The organism is Paenibacillus sp. NPDC101420 (assembly GCF_050277435.1).
GTDB lineage: Bacteria > Bacillota > Bacilli > Paenibacillales > Paenibacillaceae > Paenibacillus_AQ.
In genome coordinates, this window is the sequence record NZ_JBNNSE010000001.1 from 1465500 (window position 1) to 1481254 (window position 15755).

The 15755-nt window shown below is 45.0% G+C and carries 14 protein-coding genes; 3 read left to right on the forward strand and 11 right to left on the reverse strand.

Annotation, left to right across the window (positions count from 1 at the left end):
* Positions 1 to 130 precede the first annotated feature (130 nt).
* The 5 genes from ACQKMP_RS06440 to ACQKMP_RS06460 all read right to left on the reverse strand — a co-directional run bounded on the left by ACQKMP_RS06440 (position 131) and on the right by ACQKMP_RS06460 (position 3218).
* A complete protein-coding gene (locus ACQKMP_RS06440) occupies positions 131 to 319 on the reverse strand; it encodes an aspartyl-phosphate phosphatase Spo0E family protein (RefSeq protein ID WP_052404481.1) in 189 nt (62 codons plus the stop codon).
* A 250-nt stretch (positions 320 to 569) separates the two neighbouring features.
* Positions 570 to 1790: an aminotransferase class I/II-fold pyridoxal phosphate-dependent enzyme gene (locus ACQKMP_RS06445; RefSeq protein WP_042186187.1), complete on the reverse strand. Its 1221-nt coding sequence runs from the start codon at positions 1788 to 1790 to the stop codon at positions 570 to 572.
* A 13-nt stretch (positions 1791 to 1803) separates the two neighbouring features.
* Positions 1804 to 2304 (reverse strand): Lrp/AsnC family transcriptional regulator, encoded by a 501-nt coding sequence (locus tag ACQKMP_RS06450; RefSeq protein ID WP_042125589.1) that lies wholly within the window; start codon positions 2302 to 2304, stop codon positions 1804 to 1806.
* Between the two features lie 260 nt (positions 2305 to 2564).
* On the reverse strand, positions 2565 to 2954 hold the full coding sequence (locus ACQKMP_RS06455) for a spore coat protein (protein ID WP_042186183.1): 390 nt from the start codon (positions 2952 to 2954) through the stop codon (positions 2565 to 2567).
* Positions 2955 to 2984: 30 nt separating this feature from the next.
* Positions 2985 to 3218 carry a spore coat protein gene (locus ACQKMP_RS06460; protein WP_042186181.1) on the reverse strand — a complete coding sequence of 78 codons (234 nt, stop codon included), beginning with the start codon at positions 3216 to 3218 and terminating at the stop codon, positions 2985 to 2987.
* A 177-nt stretch (positions 3219 to 3395) separates the two neighbouring features.
* Here ACQKMP_RS06460 and ACQKMP_RS06465 point away from each other — a divergent pair, with 177 nt between their 5' ends.
* A complete protein-coding gene (locus ACQKMP_RS06465) occupies positions 3396 to 4619 on the forward strand; it encodes an NAD(P)/FAD-dependent oxidoreductase (RefSeq protein WP_427469029.1) in 1224 nt (407 codons plus the stop codon).
* A gap of 92 nt (positions 4620 to 4711) precedes the next feature.
* Here ACQKMP_RS06465 and ACQKMP_RS06470 read toward each other — a convergent pair whose 3' ends face one another.
* The 3 genes from ACQKMP_RS06470 to ACQKMP_RS06480 all read right to left on the reverse strand — a co-directional run bounded on the left by ACQKMP_RS06470 (position 4712) and on the right by ACQKMP_RS06480 (position 8286).
* The gene (locus tag ACQKMP_RS06470) at positions 4712 to 5254 is read right to left on the reverse strand and encodes a hypothetical protein (protein ID WP_052404205.1); all 543 of its coding nucleotides are present in this window, start codon (positions 5252 to 5254) and stop codon (positions 4712 to 4714) included.
* 214 nt (positions 5255 to 5468) lie between these two features.
* Positions 5469 to 5888 carry a DUF350 domain-containing protein gene (locus ACQKMP_RS06475; RefSeq protein WP_042125581.1) on the reverse strand — a complete coding sequence of 140 codons (420 nt, stop codon included), beginning with the start codon at positions 5886 to 5888 and terminating at the stop codon, positions 5469 to 5471.
* Positions 5889 to 5919: 31 nt separating this feature from the next.
* Positions 5920 to 8286, reverse strand: a complete 2367-nt coding sequence (locus ACQKMP_RS06480) for an endonuclease MutS2 (protein ID WP_339246238.1) — start codon at positions 8284 to 8286, stop codon at positions 5920 to 5922.
* A 150-nt stretch (positions 8287 to 8436) separates the two neighbouring features.
* Here ACQKMP_RS06480 and ACQKMP_RS06485 point away from each other — a divergent pair, with 150 nt between their 5' ends.
* Entirely contained in the window at positions 8437 to 8784 is a 348-nt protein-coding gene (locus ACQKMP_RS06485; protein ID WP_042186173.1) for a phage holin family protein, read from the forward strand.
* Between the two features lie 69 nt (positions 8785 to 8853).
* On the opposite strand, the gene ACQKMP_RS06490 is transcribed toward ACQKMP_RS06485, so the two are convergent.
* Positions 8854 to 9921 carry a GGDEF domain-containing protein gene (locus tag ACQKMP_RS06490; protein WP_052404204.1) on the reverse strand — a complete coding sequence of 356 codons (1068 nt, stop codon included), beginning with the start codon at positions 9919 to 9921 and terminating at the stop codon, positions 8854 to 8856.
* Between the two features lie 241 nt (positions 9922 to 10162).
* On the opposite strand from ACQKMP_RS06490, the gene ACQKMP_RS06495 reads away from it, so the two are divergent.
* Complete coding sequence (locus tag ACQKMP_RS06495; RefSeq protein WP_256716343.1) at positions 10163 to 10591, forward strand: cupredoxin domain-containing protein; 429 nt, start codon at positions 10163 to 10165, stop codon at positions 10589 to 10591.
* A gap of 177 nt (positions 10592 to 10768) precedes the next feature.
* On the opposite strand, the gene ACQKMP_RS06500 is transcribed toward ACQKMP_RS06495, so the two are convergent.
* Together ACQKMP_RS06500 and pheT are read right to left on the reverse strand one after the other, a co-directional pair.
* On the reverse strand, positions 10769 to 12820 hold the full coding sequence (locus tag ACQKMP_RS06500) for a hypothetical protein (protein ID WP_427469217.1): 2052 nt from the start codon (positions 12818 to 12820) through the stop codon (positions 10769 to 10771).
* Between the two features lie 205 nt (positions 12821 to 13025).
* The gene (gene pheT, locus ACQKMP_RS06505) at positions 13026 to 15470 is read right to left on the reverse strand and encodes a phenylalanine--tRNA ligase subunit beta (RefSeq protein WP_339801923.1); all 2445 of its coding nucleotides are present in this window, start codon (positions 15468 to 15470) and stop codon (positions 13026 to 13028) included.
* Positions 15471 to 15755 lie beyond the last annotated feature (285 nt).

Below are 15755 nucleotides of genomic sequence, written 5' to 3' on the forward strand. Positions count from 1 at the left end.
CACATAATGCTAGTTTAAGCTTTCTTATATAAAAATGGCAAATGAAGAGTATAGTTAGCAACTGACATTTGGGCTTAAAGGAACAACAAAAAGAGGACCCTAGGGTCCTCTTCAACAGCATGTAGCGACGTTATTTTCCAACTGGACGCCCCTTCATGTATTCATTTATCTTGAGATCCAGTAAACTGCTAATTTCAATCACATTATCTGAAGTGAATGATTTTTCCTGCAAAAAAAGCTGCTCCATTTTGCTACGGAGTATTCTAATTTCATCTTCCAGAGAGAGTATGCGAGCAGAAGCATCACCCTTGGGGGACAGTTTCCCACTTCCAGAAAAACACTGCCCTCCATAGGAAGGTAAGTAATAATCGGCACTAAGCACAATCATCCCTCCTAAAAGTATTATTGAGCGCGTGCCACAAAATGTCATTAAAGTAATAAAAGCAACTTCAAAGCAACGCTTAATTCCAGAGTAAAATACGTCCTTGTTAGTTCTATTATAGGGGTTAATTACTCTCAAAGTAAAATAATACCATAGGATTATAGGATAGGCTATAGTCCAATTTTCTCTATTCCATTCTCTCTCGTTCCAGTTGTGTGACAAAAGCACCAATGCGTTCTATAGCTTCATTTAGTTGAGCTACTGATGTAGCATAGGAGCAGCGTAAGTAACCTTCACCACCTAAACCAAAGACACTTCCAGGTACAGCTGCCACCTTATATTCAAGCAATAATCGTTGTGCAAACTGATCAGATGTCAGTCCTGTTTTGCGCACGCTTGGAAAAGCATAAAATGCACCTTGTGGTTCATGGCACTCCAGTCCCGCATCACGCAAACCCTTAACAATCAGCCTCCGCCTTTGGTTATAAGAATCGACCATTCGATCCTTCTCTTCCATCCCATTGGTCAGTGCCTCAAGTGCAGCCACCTGGCCCATAGAAGGAGCGCACATCACAGTGTACTGGTGAATCTTAAGCATAGCGGAGATCAAATCAGGGTGACCACAAGCATAACCCATTCTCCATCCAGTCATGGCAAATGCCTTGGAGAAACCGCTGACCAAAATCGTACGGTCCATCATACCTGGCAATGAGGCAAAGCTGACATGATTAATTCCATACGTTAATTCCGCATAGATCTCATCCGAAATTACAATAAGATCATGCTTCTCTACAACCTTGGCGATCGGCTCCCAATCCTCTCGAGTCATAACACTTCCCGTTGGGTTGCTCGGGTAGCACAGAATTAGAACTTTGGAGCGTGGAGTAATCTTCGCTTCCAAACTCTCTGCAGTAAGTTTAAAGTCATTCTCTCCGATGGTTTCGATACCTACAGGAATACCTCCACCAATAGCCGTTATCGGCGAATAAGAAATATAGCAAGGTTCTGGTATGAGGATCTCATCGCCCGGCGTGATCAAAGCGCGCAGAGCCAGATCGATAGCCTCACTTCCGCCGACCGTTGCTATAATTTGATTGGCAGGATCATACTCCACTGCAAAACGGGTGTGCAAATAGTTCGCAATACCCTCCCTTAGTTCAGGCATTCCTGCGTTGGATGTATAGCCTGTAAATCCTCTTTCCAGCGAATAGACACAAGCTTCTCTGACATGCCACGGGGTCTTAAAATCAGGTTCCCCGACTCCGAGTGATATGATATCCTTGCTGCCTGCAGCCAGATCAAAAAACTTACGAATACCCGAAGGCTGAATTTGCTGTACCAGCGGGGCCAAATAAGAATTCATTGATTTGCTGTCTTCTCCGGTTAGCTGCGTTTTGTTCGTGATCATATGATTACTTCCTTTATGGAGAGATCATCAGACGGTTGTCTTCCTCATGCTCCTCGAAGATGATCCCATCCTGTTTGTATTTTTTAAGGGTAAAATTCGTTTTAGTTGAGAGTACTGAATCAATTGGAGACAGCTTCTCGGATACAAAATTGGCCACTTCACGTAAGTTTCGGCCTTCCACTTCTACCAGAAGATCGTAAGCACCTGACATCAGATAAACGGATTTCACTTGTGGATACAGGTAGATTCTCTCGGCAATGCCTTCAAATCCGCGACCCCGTTCGGGTGTAATCTGTACCTCAATCAGCGCTGTCACTTTCTCGTCATCGACTTTATCCCAGTTTACAACGGCTGCATACTTAACAATTACATGGTCCTTCTCTAATTGCCCAATCGCCGTCTTTACGTCTTCTTCTTCCTCGCCAAGCAGCGTAGCTAAGAGTGCAGTAGATCTTCTCGCGTCCTCTTTAAGCAGTTCCAGCACTTTCCTCTTTAGTTCGTTCATTTCCTTCATGCCTTCCCTCCGGATAGTTCGCAAATGACGTTGCGCTATTCATGCGTCGCCCCGCGAAAAGAGTTTAATACTAATATGACATGAATTGAGCATCTCTGCAAACAAAATAACCCCATATGATGTGAGCATAGAAGACTGTGTTTACTCAGCTAATTGGATTTATATACAAAAAACACCCGTTTACACCGGAGCTTTCCGGAATAAACGGGCGTCAGCCTTAAGGTAATGAGGTAGGATGCTTCATCCCATAACCATCTTGGTTACATTAAATGAGACGGTTGATGTTGCCCATTCGAATGAAGATGAGCGTTCGCATTGTGAGCAAAGGATCCAGCTTGTCCGGTTTTTTGCTGAACAAATTGTCCGGCTTTTTGCTGCAATTGCTGTGCAGTTTGGAGCTGTTTGTCTACATCTTGGCGCAATGCTTTTGCAGGTGCAGGATACATATTCAGTTGGGACATCTGCGTATAAAGCTCGCCCTGAAGTCGAAGCGTGTTCATGGTCATGTCGTTAAACACCCGACGAACCGCTGGACATGCCGATTCCGTAGCAGCTGTCGCATACTCACGAACCGTCCGCTTCAAATCACACAAAATGGTGTTCATTAAATCCTCATCTGGCATAAATGCTGCTGGATTCTGTGCATTCATTTTATAACCTCCTTAAGATTAATAATGCAATTATTGTGGGCTTGTTGGTGCGTACTGTTGATGCTGCTGGAGTAACTGAGTGAGTGTATCCATGTGCTGCGTGTGATTTTGGATATGCTGCAAACAAACTTGTCGGACCTGCTCGTTCTGCGTTGTCGCGGCGGTAGCCGCACATTGCTTAAGAAGCAAGTCCTCATTAGAGATGGAGTCTGCGATATATTCCAATTCTTTTCCACTTAGTGCCTGCATTTGCATTGATTGCATGAGTTGTAGTCCCTCCTTGTAGTTGATCCAAACAGGCTTTAGTATACCGCCAAAGCACACCATTTATTTGCCCAACAGCACTAGAGAGTTATGACAGAAATAAGAACATGCTGCGAATGAGACGGTAAAATGCCGCCTATACTAAATAATGGAACAAATGAAGGAGCGATCATTTTCATGAGACTAAATAGCGGCACCCCACCTTGGAGAAGCACTTTACAAGACCCACCAACTTATCCTGCGCTAGAGGATACCATTCACTGTGATTGCTTGGTCGTAGGGGCTGGAATGGGTGGAGCAATGGCATCCTATCGCTTGTCTTTAAGCGGAGCTGAGGCTGTTCTGATCGAAAAAAGACGAGTCGGAAGCGGAAGCTCACATGCCAACACAGGTTTACTACAGATATCTAACGATAAATCGTTAACCTCATGTATGAACACTTTTGGAGAAAAGAACGGCTTGCTCTTTTATCAGTTATGCCAAGCAGGGGTTAGAAATATTTTGGATCTGCCAGCCAAGCTCGATATCGATCCCCAGATCATTCCTCGCAGCAGCCTTCTATATGCCAGTACACTAGAGGATGTACCTGCTCTGCGAGAAGAATATAAGAACCTCGTTGCTCACGGATTCGATTCTGATTTCTGGGAAGAGGATAAAATTGCTTCGGTGTATTCTTTTTCTAAACCTGCTGCACTTTATTCACGCAGTGATGCAGAAGCGAACCCTTTCCGGACAGTTCACAGCCTGATCGCCAAGGCAGCAATGAATGGTGTACACGTTTATGAGCAGACCGAGGCTAAACACTATGAGTTCACTGAAGATGGAGTAATTTGCCACACAGAGAACGGACTTATTATTGCGAAGAAGGTTATTTTTGCAATGGGTTATGAAACGCAGGAGTTTAAAAAAGACCGAGGCGCTGAGCTGATCAATACGTATGCAGTGATGACCAAACCTCTGAAGGAATTCCCCAAGTGGCATGAGCGGAGCCTCCTCTGGGAAACCGCCCGACCGTATTTGTATTTTCGGACAACACCGGAGGGACGTATTATTGCAGGAGGTAAAGATGAACCGTTGACGGATCCAGAGCGCCGTGATATCAGAGTGATTTCACAAAGTCAAAGGTTATTGGAAGAGCTGGAAGCTTTATTCCCTGAAATCAAAGGCATTGAGATAGAATACTCCTGGGGTGCTGTATTCGGATCTACGCGTGATGGGCTTCCTTATATCGGCCCTCATCCCAAGTACCCTCATTGCTACTTCATCGAGGGTTATGGGGGCAATGGGACGGTGTACAGCATGATTGCTGCGGAGTTATTAACCGATACGATTGCGGGTAAACATCGGCCGGAGCTTGATCTATTCTCATTGACACGATCAGCCAAACCTTCTCCTTCTTAGAAAATGGACGTGAATAAGCAATATTGGGGTTTTTAAAAAAAAGCTTAGTCCCCTTATGGTCAATAAGAGGACTAAGCTTTTTATGAGGATGCTTATGCTTTATCGGTACTCAGATTACGTACGAGCTGAATACGGTCTTCCTGCGCTAGACTGTGCTGTACATGGAAACAAGACGGGCACACATACACATTAAGGGAGAATGGAGATGTTAATACAGGTCCACCTAGTGTAGCCGGTGCAGATGGCTCGAAGCTGCTAACAAGCTGTTTACCAGCAAGGATAGTTAACTCATGGCATTGTGTACATTCCGGAGCTTCTTCCTGAATCGCTAAGATGCCCGATACACGCTCTTCATACTTATTCAAATCATAATCGTCACCGAATTGGTTGAGCGTGTTGTAAATAGGAACTACACTGTCTTTGTCGACGTCTCCCCAAAGATCATCATCATTAATAACCTCTTGTTTAGGTTCTTCTACAACTTCTTCTTCCTCTTCTTCAATGCCGTCTATCCCTACAGTAACTGTACGATATCCGTTAAGTTCATTGTTGCAGTGAGGACAATTTTCCTCGGGTCCGAATTCCTCGTCCCATACGATTTCGGTATGACACCAAGGGCACACAGTTGTTTCCATCTTAATAATCTCCTTCATACTTCACGTTTAAATTTAGTTCATCATTAAATAAATAATACCGGCTGCTATAAAAGCAATAGCTGACACAAACAGAACTCGGGTAAGAATCTTCATGATATCCTCCTAATACTCCACAAAGTGGAGCTGCTCATTTCAAAGCTTGTCCAGCTTCATCTGGAATCCTTTGTAGGGAGGTGCAATACTTTCTATTTTTTTAAAATATAGCTGCACCGATCACATAAGACAACGAAACCGAGATCAGCATCGCTATTAGCCCAACAGCACGGTTATCTGCAGCGATCTCCTCATCAATAGAGAACACTGGGGTTAGGAATTCAAATAAAAAATAGGCAAGCAGCAGCAGCAAAAAACCGACGACCGACCACTTCATCGTCTCATAAATCGAAACACCTGATTCAATGCTGAAACGCAGTACGTTGCAAATTCCGAAGATTTTGCCACCAGTAGCCATGGCTACTGCCAAGTTCCCCTTGCGAATTTCTTCCCAGCAATTATATTTCGTTACCATTTCAAAAATAGACAGAAATACAACAAGCCCAAGAATTGCTACTGCAAAGTAGCCAAGCAAGGCACCTAGCGGATGACCCAGCAAAAGATCAATATCTCCTTGCACACTTTTCCCTTCTTTCTGCCGGGCAATCCCGCTATTGCAGCTCAGCCACGGTTACGCCTGCGCCGCCTTCATTATAATTTCCAAGCCTATAGCTCTTAACATGTCTGTGCTTACGCAAATATTCTTGAATTCCTGTGCGGAGCACACCTGTGCCTTTACCATGAATAATAGAAATTTGGCCCAGATTTCCTAAGAAGGCTTCATCAATAAAACGATCCGTCTCCATAATCGCTTCTTCCAAATTCGTACCTCGCAAATCCAGTTCTCTACGAATGTTCTCATCACGGGAGCGTTTAACGGTTGTCGCCTGCCGAAGGGGCGTTGGTACAGAGGCTGCTTTCGAAGAGAGCAGTTCCAAATCATCCAGGCTTACCTTCATCTTCATGATCCCAAACTGTACTAAAGCCTCTTTAGAGCCGCTTAATTCCACTACAAAACCTTTTTGGTTTAAGCTATCTACTTTCACTTCGTCACCAGGACCAATCGTCCGCGGAGTCTTAGCAGGCTTACGAGTAGCGGCTTTCTTACGCGGTGAAGGTTCGGCTTCATCTAGACGTCTTCGTGCTTCAATCAGCTTATGCTCTTTGACTGAAGCGCCTTCTTCCATAGCTAAGCGTCGTAAATCACTGATAATTTCCTCAGCTTCTTTACGCGCTTTCTCCAAGATTGCGCTGGCATCTTTCTCCGCTTTCTCCAGTCGTTTATCTCGCTGACTTTCCAGCTTCTCCAGCTCTTGCTGCTGTCTGCCGCGTAATTCCTCTACTTCGCGGCGGATACTCTCTGCTCGCTCATGTTCCTGTTCCGCTCCAAGTCGATTCTCTTCGAGAGAGGCAATCATATGCTCTACACGTAGATCCTCTTCCTTCACTTCGCCGCGTGCATGCTCCAGAATCGCACCTGGCAGACCTAATCGCTCTGCAATTGCAAAGGCGTTGCTTCGTCCAGGAACACCAATCAGCAAACGATAGGTAGGGCTGAGACTCTGGACATCGAATTCCATGCTGGCATTGATGACCCCTTTACGCTCATAAGCGTAAGCTTTCAATTCGCTATAATGCGTGGTAGCGACCATACGGCATTCAGTCCGGTGAATATGTTCCAGAATGGCAATCGCCAGCGCGGACCCTTCTGCAGGATCCGTTCCTGCACCCACTTCATCAAGCAGAATAAGACTCTTGGGAGTCATTCTACGCAGAATGGAAATAATATTCGTCATATGACTGGAGAATGTACTCAGACTCTGCTCAATGCTTTGTTCATCCCCGATATCTGCATAAATGGCATCAAACACACACATTTGACTACCTTCTTCTGCAGGGATGAATAACCCAGACATCGACATGAGACTCAACAGTCCAATGGTCTTGAGTGTAACGGTTTTACCACCCGTATTCGGTCCGGTTACAATAATGGAGCTATATTGGTTGCCGAGCTCCACATCCAGAGGAACCACATGCTCCGCGGGAATAAGTGGATGGCGTCCTTTGCGCAGCTTCAAATACCCGCGATCGTTCATACGAGGCTGTGTAGCCTTCATATCTCGGGCAAGACGCGCCTTGGAGAAGATAAAGTCAAGCTCACCAAGAATATCGATATCATAAGTCATTTCTTCGGCTATATCAGCTACAAGCGCTGTCAACCTATGCAATATGATCTCGATCTCCCGTTCTTCACGCAGCCGTGTTTCACGCAGCTTATTATTCATCGCCACAATGGACTCAGGCTCGATAAATAAAGTGGCTCCTGATCCGGACTGATCATGTACAATCCCACCGAAATGCGCACGATACTCCGCTTTTACAGGAATAACAAACCGATCTCCACGAATGGTTACCAGCTGATCCTGCAGCATTTTAGCAACGGAAGAAGAACGAATCATGGAATCCAGCTTCTCACGAATTCGGGTCTCTCCTCCGCGCAATTCACGGCGAATCGTAGCTAATTCAGAGCTAGCTGTGTCAAGTACATCTGCGTTCTCGTCTATACATAAACGGATGGCATCTTCTACATGTTTTTGCTCCGATAAAACATCGCTGAGTGAAAATAGGAATTCAATCTTTTCCTCCTCATGCATAGCTGCCAGGAATCGTTTGACTCTTCGTGCGCCGCCAATGGTAGTTCCCACTGCCAACAGTTCAGTTGTTCCCAACATTCCACCTATAGAGGCACGTTTTAGTGCTGCTCGAATATCGCTTATCCCGCCGAATGAAGGAATACCCTTCAGACGATCTACATTAGCCGCTTCGTCCGTGGCTTGAAGTAGCTTCTTCACACCTTCAAAATCACCGGATGGTCTTAGTTGCTCTGCAGTCATTCGCCCCATTGAGGTTTGCGTATATTGCATTAATTTATTTAAAATCTTGCGATATTCAAGCGTATGCAAAATTTTGTCGTCCAATTACAGTCACAGCTCCCTTCATAGATGTTTCCATTATACAGAATTCAAGCCAATTTCGCTATTTGGTATCGGTTAAAGCATAAAAACAAGTATTAAGGTCACAATAAGAACTGCACATATCCTTAGCTTGGGCCAAAGGAGGTTAGTACAGTGAATTTCTTGAGTCATGTGGGTCGTTTTATTGTAGCAGCGCTTGTTCTGATGGTCGTTAGTTGGATTGTTCCACAGTTCTCGGTTGGTGGCTTCTGGAGCGCTCTAATCCTTGCACTGGTGATTGCGTTACTCGGCTGGGTTGTCGAAGGAATCTTCGGCAAAAAAGCAACGCCCTTCGGGCGCGGTATCGTCGGTTTCATCGTTAGTGCATTAGTCATCTGGGTCGCTCAATTCGTAGTGAGTGGAGTCAGCGTTTCCATTCTAGGAGCTATCCTGGCGGCGTTGGTCATCGGTATTGTCGATTTGTTTTTGCCGGTATCCACGCCGTTTGAGGCAGCAAAGTAACGAAAGCTATTTACAACACAGAACCCCTATTTCCGGTTTTTTTCCGGTAATAAGGGTTCTGTGTTGTTTTTATCCATATGACACAATCTCCGCTTCATGACTCTCAGCACAATTGACCACTCTGTTCTTACCTTGCTTTTTAGCGGTATAGAGCGCTTTGTCCGTTTTACGAAAAAGAAGCTCTTTCCCATCCCCAAGCTGATAATCACAAATTCCAATGCTGACAGTAATCGGCTTATTTCCAGCCTGTAAATGCTCGATTTGAGCAATATTGATCCGTAATTTCTCTACAGCCTCATAAGACTCTGAAAAACTTTTGTCTGTAAAAATCACAGCGAATTCTTCACCGCCATACCTAGCCGCAAAATCATTTAACTCAATCATACCGCCCACCTTGTCCGCAATTACCTTAAGAACAAGGTCCCCAACCCTATGTCCGTAGGTATCATTAACTTGCTTGAAGTTATCTATATCGAAGAGCGCCAGCTGTAGTTGAAGATTGTTGCTTTCACATTGCTCCAATAATGAATCCAAATATTCATGAAAGGTTTTATGATTATATAGTCCAGTGAGTGCATCTATCTTCAGCAGCTTATCCGAAATAGCCCTCTCCACCATTAGATCTTGGCCTTCCTTCGTTAATCTCTCCAGATTTACACGCGCTTCCCGCGCACGAATAATTACAGCAAGAGCCATCCCTACAAATATTATAAACACACACTCTACTATTAAGAATTCAAGCAGCGGTTTATGTAGGAATGGCCGTTCCAACCCGAAATATACTCCCGCATAAAACACAATACTAAATAGTCCCATTAGATACAGGAGCTTACGATCAAAATAAATTAGAGCGACCATAATCGGCATCATGAGCGTCATCTGAGCACCATCGACAAAAGGCTCTAATACAAAATACATAAGGTAGGACACTAAAAATCCACAACTAACCACCCCATATTTAGGGGATTGTTTACTATAACGAAGCCACAGCTCCGCAGTAATCATAAGGACCACAATTAGTAAATTACAAGCAATAAATAAGTGCCATAGATTCGTGTCCATGGTTGTTTTTATTTGAAGTCGGTCAATATTCGACAAAAACAGCAACTGTGAGATTAATAAAAGAATAACTACCATCCAATAACCTTTTAAGATTCTACGGTGCCAAACCTCCGTATTTAGCGTATCGTTAGTGCTTGAAATATGTATCCCCTACTTTTGCACGTTAATGTAATAGCTTTCATTATAATAAATTTTAGTTATATTTTCATCATTTATTTGCAATTTACGACAAAGTTTGAACAGTCTCCCTTGTTCACGGATTTTTCACATTTAATCAAAGCGCTTACTTAAATTTTAAGTTATGATGTCTACATAATTGTCACATTTTCACTATGCTTGGACTTCTTGGGAGGAGGTTTGGATCATTAAAAAATTTGCAATTCTACTTTCAATTGTGTTCGTTATAGCACTTACAGCCTGTGGAAACAGCAATGATAGTGCTGCTGGCAATGCTAACACATCGGAGCCGGAGATCGAGGCAGAAACAGAACTTACAATTACAGCTACGAATTACAGCTTTGATCAGGAAGAATATCATCTAAAAAAAGGTGTACCCGTCAAAATTATTTTTAAAAACGATAGCGGCAATCACGGCATCCTTATCCCTGAATTCGAACTCCAGCTTAATAGCAAAAAGTCCTCGAAAGTAATTGTTCCAGAGGAAGCTGGCACATTCGAAATGACCTGTTCGATTATGTGTGGATCCGGACATAGCGGCATGAACGCAAAAATCATTGTGGAATAGATGAATCATTAAAAAGCCGATCGTTAGGGAATTGCCCTGACGATCGGCTTTTTATTTAAGTGAGAAATATAAGACATGGTGTGAAACTTATTCTTTCGAATATATTAAACAAAGAGGGCTGACCTGAAATAGATCTCTCTACACATCAGGTACAGCCCTCTTTCTTGCATCCGACATTCAACTGTCCTGTTCGATCAGTTGAATCCATTCATTATATTCATTCTGAAGCTTGGCATATTCCTCTTGAAGATTACGATGCTCATCCGTCATCTTCTGTAGCTCATTCTGATGCATCTCAAACTGGACCTGTAGCAGACGAAGTTGTCCTTGGGCCAATTCATAATTCTCGCCGACTTCACCAAGCTGCTGAAGCACCTCACTGCGTTCACGTTCAATAGATTTCTGCTTAGCCTCAGCTTCACCGGCCTCCTGCTGCCAAATATCTATCTCTTCACGCAGCTTCGCTTCCAAATCACTCCACTGCTGCTGTCGCTCGAATAATTCCTCGTACTTTTGCTTCCATGAAGCGCCGTACGCCTCTGCTTCCCTCAGAACATCCTGCTGCTCTGCAACCGTAGCAGCGGCCTCAAGGCTAGCTTCAGACAATTCCTCTAAGCGTCGAGCTGTCTCTTCGCCTTCTTCTTGCAGCAGTTGATATCTTTCCTGTAGACGTTCTCCATCTTGCAGCACTTCATCATATTGAGAGATCAGTTCCTCATAGCGTTCACGAAGTGCAGACAGTTCCTTCTGAACCTGTCCACCTTGTTCACGGAGTGCTGCAGTTTCGTGTTCTGCATCTGTACGAAGCTGAGCTTCCCGATCTAACTGTTGTACTAATCCATCCGCTTGACCACGAAGGATCTCAATCTCCTTTTGAAGCGCCAAAGATTTCTCTTCGGTCTCCAGTAGGTTCATTTCAAGCTCACTAATATCTTCCATCCGTTTATCCGAGAGCTCCTGCCAATTTGCTGCCTCCGCCATAGATCCAGCGAGTTCTTCCTGAACACGGTGCAGATTGTCATTCGTTTCCTGTAGTGACTTCCGCAGCTCTGATGCTTCATTCTGAGACTGCTGATAACGCTGGCGCAATTCTTCCAGCTCTTCATTCAACAGCGTGCCTAGCTCAGTAGCAGTACGCAGCTCTTCACTGAGCTGTTCTTCACGTTTAACCACCGCTTCATATTGTCCGAGCAGCGTCTGACGAGCATCTCGTTCACTCTTAAGACTGGCTTCAGCCGAACGGAGTCTAGACTGAAGTTGTCCTGTTCCACCACGAAGCTCAGCCAGCTGTTTCTCGAGCTCTTGAATGTTTTGCTTATGTCTATGTTCCTGAGTACCTTGTGACTGACGAAGTTCCTTATTCTTAGCAAGCTCCCGTTGTAAAGCTTCCCGTTCTTCAGCCAATTCCTTGCTTAGCTTCGTTGTCGTGCTCTCAAGCTCCTTACCTAGTGTCAACTTCGTCTTCTCGAGTTCCTTACCTAATGTTGATTTGGTTTCCTCAAGCTGTTTCTCTAAGGTTGATCTGGTCTCGGTTAACTCAAGCTCCAGAGCAGACAAGGAGTCTGAATTCTCCTTAGTCAGCGTCTCACGGATGTTCTCCAGCTCTTGCAAATGCGCTGCCTTCTGCTCTTCCAACTGCTGTAGACGGATGGCTTCTGCATTCGCTAGTTCCTCTCGATGATTCTCACGCATAGCAGACTGTTCAGCCTCATAACTTGCCCGCAGTTCCTGCAACTCCAGCTCACGCGCAAGCAGCTCCTCTTCCAGCTTCTCTCGTGCGGCTTCAGCCGCTTGGGTTGCCTCTTGCAGCTGGTTAGCATGTACTTTACGCTCATTCTCCTGAATTTCCAGATGACGCTTGCGCTCTTCTTCAACCGCAGCAATCAGTCGTGTAGCTTCTTCTTTAGCCGCCGCTTCAAGGCGTTCATATTCTTCTTGTCGCTCCCGCTGAACCTCCAGCAGGCGAGATACTTCCAATCGCAGTTCACTGCGTTCACCTGTCATCATGTTGAGTTCATTTTTAAAATCCTGAACCTGAATAGCCTGCTCCGCCATATGTACTGCTGCAAGCACCGCTATGCGCGGCGTATCCAGTCTGTTGTGTGATTTAGAAATCGTGCGCATATGTTCGTCAACATAACGGGCCACTTGTTTCATATATTCAGTGCTGCTTCCGACGAGTTTATAGGAAGTTCCGTATATCTCCACGGCGACACGTGTCCGGTCCATAGCCACAGTTGTGCCCTCCTTTGTATGTGTGCGGATTCTAAGTTAGTCTTACTGTTTCTATTGTAGCTTTTTTCTTAAGCATTTGGCAAAATCCCTTGTAATCAATAGACTCTCGCTGATATCCTCCGCATTTCACTCTACCCAGAAAAAGCCGCAGCGAATCTCAGTTTCTAAATGGATTCGCTGCGGCTTTACACAATTCCTGCTATTTTCTTAATTCTGCACCAAAAGTTTGTTGAAGGACTGATAATAGCTTATCATGCACCTCTCCAACCTCTTCATCTGTCAATGTATGTTCACCGTGACGATACAGCAGTGAGATCGCAATACTCTTCTTTCCACTCTCTAACTTGCCGCCAGTGTACACGTCGAATACCTGTACGGATTGCAGCAAAGTTCCTCCGTTTGCACGGATGGAAGCTAGTAGATCGCCTGCTGGTACAGTTGAATCTACAACCACTGCAATATCCCGTTCCATACCTGGGAAACGTGGAAGCTCATTATATTGCAGACGGCTTTGCGTGTTATCATACAGCGGCTGCAATAGAATCTCAGCTACATAAGTATCCACTAGATCAAGCTCTCTTTGCAGTTCCGGATGAAGCTGGCCCATAGTTCCAATCTTCACACGACCCTCGTCTCCGACTAAATATACCGACGCGGAACGTCCAGGATGATACCCTTCTGGACTATCTCCCTCGTAGATAATTCTGTCTGTAAGACCCAAATAAGCAAATACAGATTCCAGCGCACCCTTCAAATCAAAGAAATCTACAGGCTGTGCAGAAACGTTCCATTGCTTCACGGTTAGGCTACCGCTAAGTAACAACCCCAGCACCGGCAGTTCACGCGGCTGACGAGTCAACTGTTCCTCATCTGTGAAGAAGACATTGCCGATTTCAAACAACGCTAGATCGCTTTGACGACGGTTGGTATTATAGCTAGCAATATCCAATAGTTGTGGCAGAAGGCTAGTACGCAGTACACTTCGTTCTTCACTCATTGGCATAGCCAATTTAACCGCTTGTGAGCCTTCTGATAACTCAGGGAACATTTTGCTTTGTTTCGGCTGGATGAAGGAGTAACCCATCACTTCCTGATAACCGCCATGCGACAACAGGCGACGCAGTTCACGGCGGAGTGATTGCTTATGCGTCAATGCGCCTGGCGTTGTAACACCTTCAATCAGAGTCGTTGGAATATTGTCATACCCGTACAGACGAGCAATTTCTTCGATAAGGTCAACATCATAGCTGATATCGCCACGTCTAGTTGGCACCTGAACTTCGATCAATCCTTGTGCGGTATCCCCGCATTTGAAATGTAGACGACCAAACAATGTCTTCACTTCTAGCAAGGACAGATCTGTTCCGAGATAACGGTTCAGCTTCTCCAAGGACAAAGTAAGTACCTTCTCTTCTCCTGCGACTGTTCCTGCTTGCACAATTCCTTCATGCACAGATCCGCCAGCATAACGCGCAATAAGTACTGCAGCGCGATTCAATGCAGGGATTACTGCATTTGGATCCACTTCTTTCTCGAAACGAAGCGATGCTTCCGAGCGAAGTCCCAGTTGACGCGAGGTTTTACGAACGGTTCCTCCGTCAAACTTAGCGGATTCCAGAACGAGATTTACCGTCTCAGCAGTAACTTCCGTATCCTGACCTCCCATTACTCCAGCCAGAGCTACTGCTTTAGCTCCATCAGCGATAACGAGCATATGTGGCTCAAGCTTCCGTTCTTGGCCATCAAGTGTAGTCAGGACTTCACCTTCATGAGCAAGACGAACGCCGAGTTCTCCACCTTCTATTTTATCTGCATCAAAAGCATGAAGCGGCTGTCCGTATTCGAGCATCACATAGTTAGTGATGTCTACGATGTTGTTAATTGGACGAATCCCTGCCGCCATCAGACGATTCTGAATCCACAGCGGGGATGCTGCTGATTTAACACCTGAGATATAACGAACTGCGTAATGACTGCAATGTTCTTCATTCTCAATCTTAACGGAAATAGATTGAGCAGCTGCTCCGCTGATCTCAATCATTTCACTCGCAGGATCAGGCAATTTAATGTCGCGTCCAAGAATCGCGCTCACTTCATAAGCAGCACCAATCATGCTTAGGCAGTCTGAACGGTTCGGAGTCAGATCGAATTCCAGAATTTCATCATCTAGACCCAGCAGCTTTGAAATATCTTGACCGATCTCTGTACCTTCAGGAAGTACAAGAATTCCTTCTTGCTGCTCTTTAGGAAGCAATTTATCATTGAGTCCCAATTCTTTAGCCGAGCAGATCATCCCTTGTGATAATACCCCGCGCAGCTTCGCTTTTTTGATATCCAGCCCTGGCAGCTTAGCGCCAACAAGAGCTACAGGAACGGTTTGTCCCGCAGCTACATTCTTTGCGCCACAGACGATTTGCAGATCTTCACCTTGACCTGCATCCACGATACATACGTTCAGCTTATCCGCATCAGGATGCTTTTCTTTCGATTTCACATAGCCGGTTACGATGCCGGAAATCCCTTTATTGCGGCGCTCTACTCCGTCAATTTCAATGCCGGCAGCGGTAATCTTCTCCGCTAGCTTTTCGGCGGTTACTCCTTCAATCGATGTATAATCAGCCAACCATCCGGTTGATACTTTCATGTCCGCTCACTTCCTTTATGTTTCAGATGTATTTATCTACTTGCCGTTCGATCTGCTTCCTGTGGGAGTAGTACAATTTAGGATTACTCGATGAAAGCTTCATACCCGTCCTATTTATAGCAGTCACTACGAAAAATATTGGACTTCCGATCGCTGTTATCCTCAGATTTCCTGATTAGAACCGCTTCTCGCGGTAGAAATCCGAGGATAAAGGCGAACGCTGGCGCTTCTACAGTTCCAAAATTCCTCTCCGTTCCTTCTATTAATAGTCTTTTATTAAGCAAG